This window comes from Kribbella sp. CA-253562 (assembly GCF_050942265.1).
Taxonomy (GTDB): Bacteria; Actinomycetota; Actinomycetes; order Propionibacteriales; family Kribbellaceae; genus Kribbella.
Genome location: NZ_CP192049.1, coordinates 298,957 through 312,503, shown reverse-complemented (window position 1 = coordinate 312,503; position 13,547 = coordinate 298,957). Strand labels below are relative to the sequence as shown.

Genomic DNA, 13,547 nt, shown 5'->3' with positions numbered 1-13,547 from the left:
GGACCAAGTTTCACTGGGCGGACCGGAATAGACAAGACCTGTAAATAGTTCAATAATTAACTACTACAGATCACGAGGAGGGCAAGATGCAGTTCGGCATCTTCAGTGTCAGCGACGTGACGCAGGACCCGACCACCGGGCACACCGTCTCCGAGGCCGAGCGGATCAAGGCGATGGTGACGATCGCGCTGAAGGCCGAGGAGGTCGGGCTGGACGTGTTCGCCAGCGGTGAGCACCACAACCCGCCGTTCGTGGCCTCGTCGCCGACCACCATGCTCGGCTACATCGCCGCGCGGACGTCGAAGCTGATCCTGTCCACCTCGACCACGCTGATCACCACCAACGACCCGGTGAAGATCGCCGAGGACTACGCGATGCTGCAGCACCTGGCCGACGGCCGGGTCGACCTGATGATGGGTCGCGGCAACACCGGACCGGTCTACCCGTGGTTCGGCCAGGACATCCGCAACGGCATCCAGCTGGCGGTCGAGAACTACGCCCTGCTGCGCCGGCTGTGGCGCGAGGACGTGGTCGACTGGGAGGGCAACTTCCGGACGCCGCTGCAGGGATTCACCGCGACGCCGCGGCCGCTGGACGGCGTACCGCCGTTCGTGTGGCACGGCTCGATCCGCTCGCCGGAGATCGCGGAGCAGGCGGCGTACTACGGTGACGGCTTCTTCCACAACAACATCTTCTGGCCGGCCTCGCACACCAAGCAGATGATCGACCTGTACCGGCGGCGGTTCGAGCACTACGGCCACGGCGCCGCGGACCAGGCGATCGTCGGGCTCGGCGGCCAGGTCTTCATGCGGAAGAACTCGCAGGACGCGGTGCGCGAGTTCCGGCCGTACTTCGACAACGCGCCGGTCTACGGGCACGGGCCGTCGCTGGAGGACTTCACGCGCGAGACGCCGTTGACGGTCGGCAGCCCGCAGGAAGTGATCGAGCGGACGCTGGGCTTCCGCGAGCAGTTCGGCGACTACCAGCGGCAGCTGTTCCTGATGGACCACGCCGGTCTGCCGCTGAAGACGGTGCTGGAGCAGCTGGACATCCTGGGCGAGGAGGTCGTTCCGGTACTGCGCAAGGAGTTTGCGGCGCTGAAGCCGGCCCACGTGCCCGACGCCCCGACGCACGAGTCGCTGAAGGCCGCGGCCGAGCGGGCGCAGTCGCTGGAGTCCCTGAGCACGCCGGAGTCCGTTGTCGAGGAGGTCCAGCGATGACGTCGACCGGAGAGCGCACGATCGCGGTGGTGACGGCGGGCCTGACCACGCCGTCGTCCACCCGGCTGCTCGCCGACCAGCTCGCCGCCGCCGTCCGGGACACCCTGGACGGACGCGGCGTGCCGCGCCGGATCGTGGTCGTCGAGCTGCGCGACCACGCGCACGACCTGACCAACAACCTGCTCACCGGGTTTCCGTCCGAGGCGCTGCGCGAGGTGCTGGAGACGGTGGTTTCCGCCGATGCGTTGATCGCGGTCACGCCGACGTTCAGCGCGTCGTACAACGGGCTGTTCAAGATGTTCTTCGACGTGCTCGACGACAAGGCGCTGGTCGGCAAGCCGGTGCTGATCGCGGCGACCGGCGGCACCGAGCGGCACTCCCTCGTGCTCGAGTACGCGATGCGCCCGCTGTTCGCCTACCTGCAGGCGGTCGTCGTGCCGACGGCCGTGTACGCCGCGTCGTCGGACTGGGGACCGCACGCGAACGCCCTGCGCGCCCGGGTCGAGCGGGCCGCGACCGAGCTCGTCGACCAGCTGACCAACCAGCCGGCCAAGGCCCCGGTGGACCCCTTCGAGAACCCCACGCCGTTCGAGAACCTGCTGAACGGCTGAAATGTCGAGAGCCGGGGACCGGCCTCGATGTAGCGTCGGGAGGGCCGATCGGCGGCCCTCGGACGTTGGGAACCGACCATGAAGTACGTCGTACTGATCTACTCCAGCCCGCAGCCGTGGGGACACCCGACCGGCGACTACGTGCCCGAGCACCAGGCGCTGCCGCCGGCCGAGCGCAAGCGCCTGAACTCGGCTTTCGAGGACCTGCTCGGCGAGCTGCAGTCCAACGGCGAACTGGTCGGCGGTGAGGCGCTCGGCGATCCCGTGAAGTCCCGGCTCTACCGCTGGACCTCCGGGCGCCCGGTTATCACCGACGGGCCGTATTCGGAGTCCAAGGAACACCTCGCCGGGCTCTTCATGATCGACGTCGAGACCCCGGAACGGGCCGACCTCGTGGGCCGAACGTTCGCGGGCCCCGGCGAGACCGTCGAGGTGCGGCCGATCCACGTCTTCGACAACGCGTGAGTCTTCGCGGGGATTGACGGCGGGTACCAGCAGATCGTGGATGTGCGGGACGGGCGCATCGGGCGTCTGGCGTGGCGGTTGCCGTACCTGGCCGAGCGGGTCGGGGACGGCGCCGCGCGCCGGGTCGCGCATGTTGTCGGGCGGGTCGAGGGGGCTCGGCCGGGTGGGGTGCAGCGGGTGGCTCTGCGGGTGTCGCCACGGTTGGCCGAGCGGAATCCCGGGCTGACGAAGATCTCGCCGGACTGGGCTGTGGACGAGGTCGAGGTCCGTCGGCAGGGCGTGCGGTTGCGGCTCGATCTGCGGGACAACCTGCAGGCGGTGCTGTACTACGCGGGCCGGTACGAACCGGCGACGGCCCGGTTTCTTGCTGCGGAGTTGCGGGCGGGCGATGTGTTCCTGGACGTCGGCGCCAACATCGGCGTGCACACCCTGGGCGCGGCACTGCGGATGCGCGACCTGAGCTCCGGCCGGGTCATCGCGTTCGAACCGGCCGACGACGCGCTCGCCAAGCTTCAGCAAGCCGCCGAACGCAACGGTCTGGGCGAGCTGATCGAGACCGTGCAGGCCGCGCTCGGGGATTCGACGCGCGACGCCGCACTGCGCGCCGACAGCCGGTACGACGCGGCCGACACCGGCGTGCGCTCGCTGGTCGGCGACGGGGAGATCGTCCAGGAGGTTCCGGTTGTGCGCCTCGACGACTGGTCCCGGGCGCACGACCTGCCCCGGCTCGACGTGATCAAGCTGGACGTCGAGGGCTCGGAACTCGCCGTACTACGGGGCGCCGCGCACACGATGACCCGCCTGCGGCCGCGCGCCGTACTGGTGGAGGACAAACGGGAGGATCAGCGGCGCGAGCTATACGCCGTACTGGATCGGCTCGGGTATCGGCCGCACGGGCAACTGCTCGACCACAACCGGCTGTTCCGTCGCGCCCGGTCGCCGGAGCCGACACCGACGGGTCACTCCGGAGGGTAGGCCGGGGTCGGTCACGGCATCAGTTGGCCGCCGTTGACCTCGACGATTTGGCCGGTGACGTAGGAGCTCATCGCGTCGGAGGCCAGGTAGAGGATCGTGCCGACGCACTCGTGTGGCGTACCGGTGCGGCCCATCGGGATCGTGGCGAGCATGGTCTTCAGCTGCTGCTCGCCGGTGTGGCGGTCGTGGAACGGGGTGCTGATCACGCCGGGCGAGATCGCGTTGACGCGGATGCCGTCGGGCGCGAGCTCCTTGGCCAGGCCGCGGGTGAACGTGCTGACGGCGCCCTTGCTGGTCGCGTAGAGGACCGAGCCGCCACCGCCGCCGTTGCGGCCGGCGATCGAGGTGACGTTGACGATCGCGCCGCCGCCCTGGGCCCGGAACACCGGCACGATCCGCCGGCTCATCGCGAACACCGAGGTCAGGTTGACGTCCAGGATCCGGCGGAACTCCTCGTCCGGTACGTCGGTCACCGCGGTCCGCCGGACCAGGTCACCGGCGTTGTTCACCAGGACGTCGATCCGGCCGTGCTTGGCCAGCACCGCGTCGATCAGCGCCCCCGCCGAGTCCGGGTCCGCGAGGTCGGCCTGGTGCATCGACGCGGCGCCACCGGCCGTGTTCACCGCGCTGACCGTGTGCCGGGCGCCCGCCTCGTTGGCGTTGTAGTGCAGCGCGACGGTCGCCCCCGCCTCCGCGAACCCGACGGCCGCGGCCGCCCCGATTCCGCTGCTGGCGCCGGTGACGAGCACGACCTGGTCGGAGAAGTCGAGAAATCGCATGCGCCCATCCTGCAGGACCCGGACGTCCACCACTGATCAACCCGGCGCGCTCGGCCGGACTCACGCTCAGCACCCGTCGTGACGAGGGCATTTCAGTCGGTTGATCAGTGGTGCACGTCCGCGGTCCGTCGAGACAGGCCGATGACTCGGTTGTGGTGGCAGTGGCGGAGGTAGATTCGACAGATGGGTTACGACCTGGCGACGCTTGATCTCCGGCGGTGGCGTGTGGCTGACGCGTTGCGCTTGGCGGCGGCGCATGCGGACCCGGACATGGCCGCCCAGGGCGGCATCCGGGACACCGCGAGCGCCGTCGACTGGATCGGCCGGGTCGCCGACCTGGACAACGGGCACGTGTACGCCGTCGCGGACGCCGACGACCACCCGGTCGGCTGCGTCGCGGTGACGAACATCGACCGCCACCAGGTCGGCTGGACCTGGTACTGGACGATCGCGGAGGTCCGCCGCCAGGGAGTCGCCCGCGACGCGCTACGCGCCCTCGCCGACTGGGCCCACCACGACGCCGGCCTCTACCGCCTCGAGCTAGGTCACCGCACCAACAACCCAGCGTCCTGCGGCGTCGCCGCGGGCGCCGGTTTCCTGTACGAGGGGCTGGAACGCCAGCGCCTCGCCTACGACGGCACCCGGTACGACGTCGAGCGGCACGCCCGGCTGGCGACCGACCCGCTCAGCCCGCCGCAGCGGCCGGTGACGATCAAAGGCTGACGGTTCCGCGGCCGATCAGGAATCGGTCGCTGCAGCAGCGCTCGTTGCCAGCAGGTGCTCCTTCCGCAGGACCCGGGCGCCAAGCCCGAGCAGCGCCGTACAGACCAGTAAGAGGGCGACACAGGCGACGAGCAGGTACGGATCGCCGCTCACCACCGCGACCCAGATGATCATGCCGAACGTCACCGCCGTGACCGGCACCACGAGCGCCAGCGTGAGGACCAACTGGCGCTTGGTCCAGGCCCGTGACGGCGACGGCGAGCGGAACTCCTTGACAGCCAGCGCGCTGAAGAGGACCACCGGAAAGGCCCGGGTCAACGCGCTCACCCACTGCTGTTCGACCAGCGCGGCGATCAGCGGCGCCAGTCCCACCAGTGCCACCACCACGAAAACCCAGCGCTTCGCCGTCATGCCGGGATCGTAGGTGGTCACCGGGGGCGCGGACAGGCGTTGCGAGAGGCGACCGGCCGCCGCAGCCAATACGGTTGGCCTATGGGCAAAGGCAACCGGCTGTCGTTCTTCTCGATGGTGATCGGTGGTGCGGCGGGGTTCGGGTTGCTGTGGATCACCCGGCGGGCCTGGGACGACTGCGGGGTGAAGCTCAACGGCGTCGGCAACGGGCCGACGCTGCTGTTCGTCGGGCTGCCGGTGGCGCTGGTGGTGAACATCGTGCTGTTCAGCGTGGTCTGGCGGGTGATGAGAAAGGGCGGCGGCGGCAAGTTCCTGATGCCGCTGATCGGCGCGCTGGTCGCGATCGCGATCGCCGACCTGGCCCTGTTCTCCTGGGCCGGTACGCCGGCCACGATGGCCGCGCCGATCTGCCCCGCGAACGTCCCGCCGTGGTGGCCGGAGTGGATCCCGACCTGATCGGGCCCGGGCGCTGAGCGTCAGCACACGACGCCCGGCCAGGTCGTCAGCCCTCCGGCGGCGCGTAGCTCCGCCAGCGTTCCTCAACGACGTAGCCGAGGGCAAGGTTCGCGCCCAGACTGGCGTCGTTGACCGCCGCCCCGCCGGTGCCGAAGACGCGGACGCCCTGCTCCAGCAGCGCGAGGATCGACGCGGCCTTGACCGCCTGCCCGACGCCTCGGCCGCGATACCCGTCGAGCACCGACGTGAACTCGGTCTCCCCATCCAATCGGATGTGCGTCACGGCAACCAAGCGACCCCCGTCGAAGGCGCCGAACACCCGGCCCGCCGTCCACAACTCCCGGATCGTTTCGAGCGACCCGACCACCCGATGCGTCGCCGGGGTGTACGGATAGTCGGGCTCGTTCGCCGTCTCCACCTCGAGTACCGCAGCCGCGGACTCCACCCCCAACTCCCGTACGACGACGCCCTCCGCCCGCCGACCCGCCTGCTCCAGCATCGCCCGATCCGGGTCGCGTAACCGCGCGGCCCAGGACTCGCCGACCACCGTGTACCCGTCAGCCTCCAGTACGGCGCAGCGCGGGTCGTCGGCGCGGACCACCTCGAACGTCATCCCGGCGATTGTCGTCGCCGCGACCCTGACGACTCAACCGGTTATCCCCAGCCGCCGCGCCAAACCCTCGGCGTCGAACGGCGCGCGGACCTTCACGTCGTTGTCGAAGTACACGAACACGTCCCGCTGCCGGCGCGGCGCGGCCGAGCCGACCCGCCGTCCGTTCGTCGGTGTCCGGCCGCTGTGCCAGGTCCTGATCCGCCCGGCCCAGCGGTCCAGCGCGTCGTCGTCGTACCCGCTGACGTACAACTCCTCGGCCCCGTGCAGTCGCACGTACACGAAGTCGGACGCCGTCACGTCGTCCAGCATCGGCCACTTGCCCGCCGTGTCCGCACACACCAGCCCGACGTCGTGCGCCCGCAGCAGATCGACGAAGGACGCCTGCTCGTACGACGCGTGCCGCACCTCCAGCGCGTGCCGGATCGGCTGCTCGACCGATGCCTCCAGCAACGATCGGTCGATCATCCGGTCGTCGTGCTTGTGGGCGAGCTGCGCCGCCTCACCAGTTGTCCGAGGCAACAAGTCGAAGAACCGGGCGAGCCGGTCCGCGTCGTAGCCGAGCGTCGGCGGCAACTGCCACAGCACCGGCCCGAACTTCTCCCCGAGCGCGAGCACCCCGGAGGCGAAGAAGTTGGCCAGCGGCGTCTGGACGTCGTCCAGCTTCTTCATGTGCGTGACGAACCGCGGCCCCTTGACCGCGAAGACGAACCCGCGCGGCGTCTGGTCGTACCAGCGCTGGTACGACGAGGGCCGCTGCAGGGAGTAGAACGACCCGTTCAGCTCGATCGAGTTCAGCCGCCGCGACGCGTACTCCAGCTCGGCGCGCTGCGGAAGGCCCTCGGGATAGAAGACCTTCCGCCACGGCGCGTACCGCCAGCCGGAGATCCCGATCCGGTACGGCCCGTCAGCCCACTGGTCCATGCCGGTCCGGTCCCCACCCGGTGAGGCCGGAAAACCCGGCGCTCAGCCCAGCTTGCGCAGCAGCGGTACGACGTCCTCGGTGAACTGGGTCAGGAACCGCTCCTGGTCGTGGCCCGGGCCGTGCACGACGAAGTGGTTGAAACCGGCGTCCAGGTACGGCTGGAACTGCTTGACGACCTCTTCGGGGTCCGAGGCGACGATCCAGCGCTTGGCGACCTGCTCGATCGGCAGCTCGTCGGCCAGCCGCTCCATCTCGGTCGCGCTGTCGACGCTGTGCTTCTGCTCGGGCGTCAGCGACAGCGGCGCCCAGAACCGGGTGTTCTCCAGCGCGTGCTCCGGGTCGCGGTCGTAGGAGACCTTGACCTCGAGCATCCGGTCGACGTCCTCGAACTTCTTGCCGGCCTTCTCCGCGCCTTCGCGCACGGCGGGCATCAGCTTGTCGGTGTAGAGCTCCATGCCCTTGCCCGAGGTCGCGATGAAACCGTCGCCCGCGCGGCCGGCGTACTTGGCGACCAGCGGTCCGCCCGCGGCGACGTAGATCTTCAGCGGCGTCTCCGGCCGGTCGTAGATCGACGCCTCGACGGTCTTGTAGTACGGCCCGTCGGAGCTGACCGACTCCTCGGTCCACAGCGCACGGATCAGGTCGACCGACTCGCGCAGCCGGGCGAACCGCTCCTTGAACTCGGGCCACTCGCGGCCCGACACAGCGATCTCGTTGAGCGCCTCGCCGCTGCCGACGCCGAGCATGATCCGGCCCGGGTACAGCACGCCGAGCGTCGCGAACGCCTGCGCGATCACCGCCGGGTTGTAGCGGAAGGTCGGCGTCAGCACCGACGTACCGATCAGCACTCGCTCGGTCCGCTCGCCGACCGCGGCCATCCAGGCCAGCGCGAACGGCGCGTGCCCGCCCTCGTGCCGCCAGGGCAGGAAGTGGTCGGAAACGGTGACGCTGTCCAGCCCGAGCTGCTCCGCGCGTACCGCGTACTCGACCAGGTCCCGCGGGCCGAACTGCTCCGCCGAGGCCTTGTAACCGATCCGAATGCTCACCGTCTCGCTCCTCCGTCGTAAGTCCGTCCACGGGTGACAACCCGTGCACCGCCCGGTCTATGCCGCGTCGGCGTGTCGCCACCGTACTGCGCTCGGCGGTGGCGGCGGACGGAGGTCGTGCGGGGTCTGCCGGTCAGGGGGTACGACGCCCGGAGCTGGGCTCGGTCGGTCGCGGTCAGCCGGTCTGGCGCGGTCAGCCGGTCTGGCGCCAGATGTCGTTGACGACCTGCTGGGCGGACTGCTCCTGACCCGGCGCTGCGACGGCGGCCGCACCGGCCAGCCACCAGCGGCCCTGCGAGGAGAAGACGTGGGTCATCGCGAACGTGTACGGCTTGGGCTTGACGGCGTACCAGGTGCGGCCGTCGCGGGGCGTGGCCGGAACCGGCATCTTGTACGCCGTGGTCCAGTCCTGGTCGAACGCGGCCCGGCCGGCCAGGCAGTCCGCCTGGTCACGGCATGGCTGGACGGCGATGCGGAGATCGAGCCCGGCGTTCGCGGAGCCCGGGCCGGCGAGCACGCGGCGGTAGATCGTCGAGGACGACTCCACCGAGGTCTTCTGGTCCAGCACCGGGCGATCGGGGAACCCGAATTCGAACGGCAGCCCGAGCCCGCGGGCGACCTCGAGGCCGGCGCCGGAGGTGTACACCGCGCCGGCCACGCCGTCGGACGCGGTGACCCTGGACCAGGGCACGGCGGTCACCTTGTCGATGCCCGGGACGAGTACGCCGGTGGGCATCGGGCTGGGGCTGACCGGGGCCGGGGGCGGGACGACGGGGTCGGTCTTGGCCGTGGCGCTTCGGACCGCGGCGCCGATCGAGTACGTGATGCTGAAGACCGCGACCACGAGGACGATCGCGCCGAGATAGAGCCAGGGCTTGGGCTTCGGCTTGGCCGGGTGTGTGGGGGTTTGGGCGGGGGTGTGCGCGCCGGCTGCGCCGGAGGCGTGCGCGGCAGCGGCTTGACCGGAGGGCTGGCCGGCTGCGCTCGCCGCGCCCGGCTGCCCCGGCGTACCGGCGACCACGGACGACTGCCCCTCGGCGGGGATCGGCGCGGCGCCGTACTGGGCGAGCTGGTTGCGGACCGCGGCCAGTGACTGCTCGTCGTTGCCGAGTAGGCCGTCCAGCGGGTCGATCAGGCGCTCGGCGCCGGACTGGCCCGGGACGAGCTGCGTCACGGCGTACGGCCGGGTCGCGGTCAGGTTGGCCGCCCAGAGCGGGACCTCCTCGCGGCCGGGTCCGAGCGCGGCGGTGCGACTGGCCTCACCGAGGCGTTCGCGGACGGCGGGATCGGCGGCGCCGGCCTCGCTCAGCACGAGGACGACGACCTCCATCCCGCTGAACGACCGCCCACGCCAGATCTCGGCGAGCGGATGCTCCAGCAGTCGCTGCCCCAGCTCGTACCCGGAGATGACCGGTGCGGTGTTCACTTCGCCTCCCAGATCGCCCGGTCCGCCAGCACCAGCGCGGCTCCCTCGGCCTTCTCTCGCGTCACCGGATGCGCCTCGTAGTCCACCTGGACGACGAGGTCGTCGCGCTGTACGACCACCGAGACCTTCCAGTCCTCCCCACCGGTCCGGCCGTGGCTGTCGATCCGGGTCGAGTACGGGCGGTCGCGCACGAGGGTGCCCTTCTCCCGGTCGAACGCCTTGCGCGCCACCTGGTCCGGCCGGAACGGCGGCTCGCCCTCGCCGGCGACCTTCCCGCCGTACGGGGTGATCCGGACGGTGATCGCCGCGGCGGTGTACGTCTTCTGGCTCGACTCCTCGGCGAGCGCGCGGCAGCGCACCTCACCGGTCCCGGTCTGCGCGAACACCGGCGACGCGTTCTCCGGCAGCATCGCGGAGATGTCACCGAGCCGCTCACACAGATCGGCCGGCAGCTTGCGCGCCGGGACGACGTCGTCGGCCCGCACCGGCTCGCCGGCCGCGAACCCGATCCCGAGTCCCGCGACCAGCGCGATCGCGGACGCGATCAGCGTCCCCCGTACCACTCCACCAGCCCTGCCCCAGACCCCAGCCACGCGGAGCTCTCCCTTACCCGTCACGTTTCCCGCCGCCCGACAACGCGTCTTAGACGACGACCGTCACGGTCCGGTTCCCACCGATTCGGAGTGTTTTCCGGCTCCTCAGTCGAGCAGGGTCTTGACCGTGCCGCCCGACTCACTGAGCTTGCTGCCCAGCCCGGACAGCGCCTCGCCGACCGACGCCAGGATGCCGGACAGGTCCTGCAGGTTGCCCGCCAGGCTCTCCACCTCGGTCGCCACTCCGCTGACCTGCCCGCTGCCGTCGTTCAGCCGCTTGGCCGCCGCGTCGCCGATGCCCGGGATCTTGTCCAGCTCCCCGGCCAGCCCCGACAGCATCCCCGCCGCGTCCTTCAGCCGGTCCTTGGCCGCGTGCATCGTGGTCGCACTCCCGGCCAGCGCCTTCCGCGCGCCGCCCTCACCGTCGTCCCCGACCAGCGCACCGGCCGCCTTCGCCGCCTGCTCCCCGGCCTCGGCCAGCCCACCACCGATCGTCGTCAGCAACTGCGGCAACTTCCCGATGAACTCCAGCGCGTCGTCCGGCAGGTCCTTGACCAGCTTCAGCACCTTCTCGAAGTCGTCCGAGTTCTCCAGCACGAACCCGACGGCCTTCTTCACGTCGTTCAGGTCCCGCCCACCGAGCAGATCACCGATGTCCATGCCCGGAAATGTAGTGCTCCCGCCTCGCCGGAACCCCCTTCCCGCGCCGCCCACCCCCTCCCTCCACCCGATTACCACCCCGAGCCCGACTCCATGTATCGTTACTCGTCGTTGCCCGCGCTCGTAGCTCAACGGATAGAGCATCTGACTACGGATCAGAAGGTTGGGGGTTCGAATCCCTCCGAGCGCGCCAGCAGAACCCCAGGTCACCAGGTGGATGACCTGGGGTTTTGTCATTCTCGGCGCCTGACTTGCTAGCACGGCGTGAGCCCCGAGCCGCCTCGTCGCCGCGCTGGCCTGGGTTTGGCAGCTACCGGGGGGACGTGGCAGGTGTGGCGGTCGCAGAGTCCTCGTCGGCGAACACGATGGTGAACGTGCCGCGAAAGGCAGCATCGTCACCCAGCTCGGTCTCGAAGCCGATCGCGATCATGTCGTCCATGCTGATGGGGTCGTCTTCGGCCAGTCTGTCTGCGACATGTTTGAAGAGCGCGGTGAGGGATTGGTCCTCAGCGTCGTCCGGTAGACCGATCGAGAAATTCTTGCATCGGTACCCCTTCGTCATGATCGGATGGTTCCATACGCCGACCTCGCGTGCCCTCTACGTGCCCTGACTGGCGGTCATCGGCGGTCAATCAGGGGGTGCTTTGGGCACCCGTTCAGGCGTGGAGACCGCATCCGCGCGGGCGCTCGGCCGCACTTCCAAACTGGCTACCTGCTCAGGTCGCAGCGGACCTGGATGGAGCCGGACACGGTGGACAATCCGCCCAGATCAGGTCACCTAGACCGCTCGCGGCGGACGGCGATGGACTGTCCGAACTCGACTACGGATCAGAAGGTTGGGGGGTTCGAATACCTCGGAGCGCGCCAGCAAAACCCCAAGGTCACCAGGTGGATGACCTGGGGTTTTGTCATTGCCGGGGGTGAGTCGCCGGCAGTGCGGCTCAGGTGGTGGGGGCACACTCGGCCGGCTGAGTGCCGTGCAGCAGACAGGCTGGGCCGTAGCCTCCCGTTATGGACATGGATGCGCCGAGGCTCGTCGATCGGTGGCCGGTACTTGCGGGGCAACTCAGAGCTGCGCTCAGCCGCGATAACGAGAACGAACTCGCGAGCCAGGTCGACGAGCTGCGCGTCCTCGAGATGTGCGGCTGTGGTGACGACTTCTGTCAGAGCTTCCACACCACGCTGCCGCCCGAGAAGAGTTACCCGCTGGACCGGCACCGCAATTGGTATCCAGAGGACGACGATCCGGGGTGGGACGGCTACCTGATTCTTGACGTTGTCGATGAACGGATCGAGTTCGTCGAGGTGCTGTACCGGCCGCCGCTCGATTGAGCCTGCGTACGGTCAGGCAAAGGGGGCTGCCATGAGCGGTGGCGTGGCAGTGCGGGTGACGGGGAGGTCCGAGGCTCCGACGGCGGATCCGGTTCTGTCAGGGCCGTAAATGCGGCGACCAGCTCGTCGTACCGGTGGCAGCATTGGGGCTTGTGAGCGACCGCCCGTACGTCAACGTGATCGAGCCACCCGGTGATCGCCCGTACGGCTCCTTGCTGCGGATATCTGACCCTGGACTTCCACGCGTTCGGAGCCTCGGCGGAGAAGATGCTGCGGTACGTCCGGCCTCCGCGGGACGGCGAGCGACCGTGAGGCGCGCGCCTCGGGACAGGAGGCAGGAGTGAGCACGACCGCCGTCGTACTCGAGCTGACCGTTCGGGATCTGACTGACGCCGATCTCCCGATGTGTGGTTTTTCCGGCAGCGAGCTTCATCTGACGCAGGTTGCCGAGCAGCTCGGCCGGGCACGGGCCGGGGAGGTCGACTACCTCGCCGTCTGCACGAAGGCCGATCTGCCGGTGGCGATCGGCGGGGTGGACTACTCGCCGTCCCCCGGGGCGGGTTCGTTGTGGCAGTTGTCGGTCCACCCGGCGTTGCAGTCGTGCGGGATCGGGACAGTGCTCGTCGGAGCTGCCGAGCAGCGGATCCTCGACCGGGGCCTTGACCGGGCGGAGTTGAGTGTCGAGCTGAGCAACCCGCGGGCGCAGGCTCTGTACGAGCGGCTGGGCTATGTCGCGTACGACGAGAAGCTCGAAGCGTGGGACGAGCGAGCGGCTGACGGCTCGGTCAGGCGGTACGAGACCATCTGCGCCCAACTGCGCAAGCAGTTGCGTTAGCACTCGCGGCGGGATGAGGTCGGCATGAGCCGGAAGCGAACCACCGGGCAGAACGACAGCACTCCGGCGGAGCGACCTGACAGCACCGCGGGCGAGCCGGTAATCTACCAGTCGCTGGTCCGCGAACGCGAGTACGTCGACGAGCAGGGTGTTCGTTGGCGGAGGCGGCGTGGGGAGCTGCGGTGGAGCCGGATCGAGCGCCTGATGAGCGACGCCGGGGTTCGGGTGCTGAAGGTGTTTCGCGACGACGTCAGTGAAGTGGCGGCCGGCGCGCGAAGTGGGCTGTTGGCAACGATTCGTCCGTATCTGAAAGGCGAGGCGGAAGACGCGGACGACTACACCGACTTCGTGGTGGCGGAGTTCAAGGACGATCGGCATCGGTCGTTGCTTGTGGTTGAGGAGTACTGCTAGCGGCTCTGGTTGACGCGCACGGATTGCTCAGTGATGATTGAGTCAATGAAGACTGAGCAATCTATCCTG

At 69.5% G+C, this 13,547-nt stretch carries 18 protein-coding genes and 1 tRNA gene; 10 read left to right on the top strand and 9 right to left on the bottom strand.

Annotated elements, in window-relative coordinates; translation table 11 throughout:
• Window positions 1-86: 86 nt before the first annotated feature.
• The 4 genes from ACQPXM_RS01575 (at window position 87) to ACQPXM_RS01560 (ending at window position 3,271) form a co-directional block, all read left to right on the top strand.
• Entirely contained in the window at window positions 87-1,220 is a 1,134-nt protein-coding gene (locus ACQPXM_RS01575; protein WP_432943962.1) for an LLM class flavin-dependent oxidoreductase, read from the top strand.
• A complete protein-coding gene (locus ACQPXM_RS01570) occupies window positions 1,217-1,831 on the top strand; it encodes an FMN reductase (protein ID WP_432943960.1) in 615 nt (204 codons plus the stop codon). The genes ACQPXM_RS01575 and ACQPXM_RS01570 overlap by 4 nt, the downstream gene beginning before the upstream one ends.
• Before the next feature lie 78 nt (window positions 1,832-1,909).
• A complete protein-coding gene (locus ACQPXM_RS01565) occupies window positions 1,910-2,296 on the top strand; it encodes a YciI family protein (RefSeq protein WP_432943958.1) in 387 nt (128 codons plus the stop codon).
• Between the two features lie 36 nt (window positions 2,297-2,332).
• Entirely contained in the window at window positions 2,333-3,271 is a 939-nt protein-coding gene (locus tag ACQPXM_RS01560; protein WP_432943956.1) for an FkbM family methyltransferase, read from the top strand.
• An 11-nt stretch (window positions 3,272-3,282) separates the two neighbouring features.
• On the opposite strand, the gene ACQPXM_RS01555 is transcribed toward ACQPXM_RS01560, so the two are convergent.
• Window positions 3,283-4,050, bottom strand: coding sequence for an SDR family NAD(P)-dependent oxidoreductase (locus tag ACQPXM_RS01555; protein ID WP_432943954.1), 768 nt, complete (start codon window positions 4,048-4,050; stop codon window positions 3,283-3,285).
• Between the two features lie 183 nt (window positions 4,051-4,233).
• Between ACQPXM_RS01555 and ACQPXM_RS01550 the strand changes: the two genes are divergently transcribed.
• Window positions 4,234-4,773, top strand: a complete 540-nt coding sequence (locus ACQPXM_RS01550; RefSeq protein ID WP_432943952.1) for a GNAT family N-acetyltransferase — start codon at window positions 4,234-4,236, stop codon at window positions 4,771-4,773.
• A gap of 15 nt (window positions 4,774-4,788) precedes the next feature.
• Here the strand turns inward: ACQPXM_RS01550 and ACQPXM_RS01545 are convergent, their stop codons facing one another.
• Complete coding sequence (locus tag ACQPXM_RS01545; RefSeq protein ID WP_432943950.1) at window positions 4,789-5,184, bottom strand: hypothetical protein; 396 nt, start codon at window positions 5,182-5,184, stop codon at window positions 4,789-4,791.
• 81 nt (window positions 5,185-5,265) lie between these two features.
• On the opposite strand from ACQPXM_RS01545, the gene ACQPXM_RS01540 reads away from it, so the two are divergent.
• A complete protein-coding gene (locus ACQPXM_RS01540) occupies window positions 5,266-5,640 on the top strand; it encodes a hypothetical protein (RefSeq protein ID WP_432943948.1) in 375 nt (124 codons plus the stop codon).
• Window positions 5,641-5,686: 46 nt separating this feature from the next.
• Here the strand turns inward: ACQPXM_RS01540 and ACQPXM_RS01535 are convergent, their stop codons facing one another.
• The 6 genes from ACQPXM_RS01535 to ACQPXM_RS01510 form a co-directional block, all read right to left on the bottom strand.
• Window positions 5,687-6,253, bottom strand: a complete 567-nt coding sequence (locus ACQPXM_RS01535) for a hypothetical protein (protein WP_432943946.1) — start codon at window positions 6,251-6,253, stop codon at window positions 5,687-5,689.
• 33 nt (window positions 6,254-6,286) lie between these two features.
• Window positions 6,287-7,174, bottom strand: a complete 888-nt coding sequence (locus ACQPXM_RS01530) for a DUF72 domain-containing protein (RefSeq protein WP_432943944.1) — start codon at window positions 7,172-7,174, stop codon at window positions 6,287-6,289.
• A 42-nt stretch (window positions 7,175-7,216) separates the two neighbouring features.
• The gene (gene fgd / locus ACQPXM_RS01525) at window positions 7,217-8,221 is read right to left on the bottom strand and encodes a glucose-6-phosphate dehydrogenase (coenzyme-F420) (RefSeq protein ID WP_432943942.1); all 1,005 of its coding nucleotides are present in this window, start codon (window positions 8,219-8,221) and stop codon (window positions 7,217-7,219) included.
• Window positions 8,222-8,414: 193 nt separating this feature from the next.
• Window positions 8,415-9,647: a hypothetical protein gene (locus ACQPXM_RS01520; RefSeq protein WP_432943940.1), complete on the bottom strand. Its 1,233-nt coding sequence runs from the start codon at window positions 9,645-9,647 to the stop codon at window positions 8,415-8,417.
• Window positions 9,644-10,240, bottom strand: a complete 597-nt coding sequence (locus ACQPXM_RS01515) for a hypothetical protein (RefSeq protein WP_432943938.1) — start codon at window positions 10,238-10,240, stop codon at window positions 9,644-9,646. Before ACQPXM_RS01515 ends, ACQPXM_RS01520 begins: the two co-directional genes overlap by 4 nt.
• Window positions 10,241-10,345: 105 nt before the next feature.
• Complete coding sequence (locus tag ACQPXM_RS01510) at window positions 10,346-10,900, bottom strand: hypothetical protein (RefSeq protein ID WP_432943936.1); 555 nt, start codon at window positions 10,898-10,900, stop codon at window positions 10,346-10,348.
• 117 nt (window positions 10,901-11,017) lie between these two features.
• On the opposite strand from ACQPXM_RS01510, the gene ACQPXM_RS01505 reads away from it, so the two are divergent.
• Window positions 11,018-11,093, top strand: a tRNA-Arg gene (locus tag ACQPXM_RS01505).
• A 117-nt stretch (window positions 11,094-11,210) separates the two neighbouring features.
• On the opposite strand, the gene ACQPXM_RS01500 is transcribed toward ACQPXM_RS01505, so the two are convergent.
• The gene (locus tag ACQPXM_RS01500) at window positions 11,211-11,462 is read right to left on the bottom strand and encodes a hypothetical protein (protein ID WP_432943934.1); all 252 of its coding nucleotides are present in this window, start codon (window positions 11,460-11,462) and stop codon (window positions 11,211-11,213) included.
• Between the two features lie 449 nt (window positions 11,463-11,911).
• Between ACQPXM_RS01500 and ACQPXM_RS01495 the strand changes: the two genes are divergently transcribed.
• From ACQPXM_RS01495 to ACQPXM_RS01485, 3 genes are all read left to right on the top strand, one after another.
• On the top strand, window positions 11,912-12,232 hold the full coding sequence (locus ACQPXM_RS01495; RefSeq protein ID WP_432943932.1) for a hypothetical protein: 321 nt from the start codon (window positions 11,912-11,914) through the stop codon (window positions 12,230-12,232).
• Between the two features lie 340 nt (window positions 12,233-12,572).
• Window positions 12,573-13,067 (top strand): GNAT family N-acetyltransferase, encoded by a 495-nt coding sequence (locus ACQPXM_RS01490; RefSeq protein WP_432943930.1) that lies wholly within the window; start codon window positions 12,573-12,575, stop codon window positions 13,065-13,067.
• 24 nt (window positions 13,068-13,091) lie between these two features.
• Window positions 13,092-13,478 (top strand): hypothetical protein, encoded by a 387-nt coding sequence (locus tag ACQPXM_RS01485; protein WP_432943928.1) that lies wholly within the window; start codon window positions 13,092-13,094, stop codon window positions 13,476-13,478.
• Window positions 13,479-13,547 lie beyond the last annotated feature (69 nt).

Excerpts from the sequence above, each read along its gene's own strand:
- ACQPXM_RS01575 (WP_432943962.1), top strand. The coding sequence starts at position 87 with ATGCAGTTCGGCATCTTCAGTGTCAGCGACGTGACGCAGGACCCGACC.
- ACQPXM_RS01570 (WP_432943960.1), top strand. The coding sequence starts at position 1,217 with ATGACGTCGACCGGAGAGCGCACGATCGCGGTGGTGACGGCGGGCCTG.
- ACQPXM_RS01565 (WP_432943958.1), top strand. The coding sequence starts at position 1,910 with ATGAAGTACGTCGTACTGATCTACTCCAGCCCGCAGCCGTGGGGACAC.
- ACQPXM_RS01555 (WP_432943954.1), bottom strand. The coding sequence starts at position 4,050 with ATGCGATTTCTCGACTTCTCCGACCAGGTCGTGCTCGTCACCGGCGCC.
- ACQPXM_RS01550 (WP_432943952.1), top strand. The coding sequence starts at position 4,234 with ATGGGTTACGACCTGGCGACGCTTGATCTCCGGCGGTGGCGTGTGGCT.
- ACQPXM_RS01545 (WP_432943950.1), bottom strand. The coding sequence starts at position 5,184 with ATGACGGCGAAGCGCTGGGTTTTCGTGGTGGTGGCACTGGTGGGACTG.
- ACQPXM_RS01540 (WP_432943948.1), top strand. The coding sequence starts at position 5,266 with ATGGGCAAAGGCAACCGGCTGTCGTTCTTCTCGATGGTGATCGGTGGT.
- ACQPXM_RS01535 (WP_432943946.1), bottom strand. The coding sequence starts at position 6,253 with ATGACGTTCGAGGTGGTCCGCGCCGACGACCCGCGCTGCGCCGTACTG.
- ACQPXM_RS01530 (WP_432943944.1), bottom strand. The coding sequence starts at position 7,174 with ATGGACCAGTGGGCTGACGGGCCGTACCGGATCGGGATCTCCGGCTGG.
- ACQPXM_RS01510 (WP_432943936.1), bottom strand. The coding sequence starts at position 10,900 with ATGGACATCGGTGATCTGCTCGGTGGGCGGGACCTGAACGACGTGAAG.
- ACQPXM_RS01500 (WP_432943934.1), bottom strand. The coding sequence starts at position 11,462 with ATGACGAAGGGGTACCGATGCAAGAATTTCTCGATCGGTCTACCGGAC.
- ACQPXM_RS01495 (WP_432943932.1), top strand. The coding sequence starts at position 11,912 with ATGGACATGGATGCGCCGAGGCTCGTCGATCGGTGGCCGGTACTTGCG.
- ACQPXM_RS01485 (WP_432943928.1), top strand. The coding sequence starts at position 13,092 with ATGAGCCGGAAGCGAACCACCGGGCAGAACGACAGCACTCCGGCGGAG.